This window comes from Brevibacterium sp. SIMBA_078 (genome assembly GCF_046534565.1).
In the GTDB taxonomy this organism is placed as follows: Bacteria; Actinomycetota; Actinomycetes; order Actinomycetales; family Brevibacteriaceae; genus Brevibacterium.
Genome location: NZ_JAWRYQ010000269.1, coordinates 1 through 267 on the forward strand (window position 1 = coordinate 1; position 267 = coordinate 267).

General features: G+C 41.2%; 1 protein-coding gene. It reads left to right on the top strand.

Annotated elements, in window-relative coordinates:
* Positions 1 to 81: 81 nt before the first annotated feature.
* Positions 82 to 267, top strand: a 186-nt coding sequence (locus tag SB749_RS19690; protein WP_410711791.1) for an SDR family NAD(P)-dependent oxidoreductase, incomplete at its 3' end; no start/stop codon positions are given.

Genomic DNA, 267 nt, shown 5'->3' on the forward strand with positions numbered 1-267 from the left:
CTAGGTATAGTCTATACATGTTATCTCATCAAAGTGGTATGATAGACGACAACATCTCATGTAGAAAGGGTTTGATAAACGATGAACTTTCAGCATAAAACAGTCATCATCACCGGCGCAGCAAATGGAATTGGTGAAGCAATCGCATACGGTTATGCGAAAGAAGGAGCACGTGTGGTGCTTGCGGATATCGATGAAGAGAAAGGCAAGTATTTGGAAGAGCAGCTAAGAAAGGGGTCCTATGAAGCCTATTTTAAAAAAACGGAT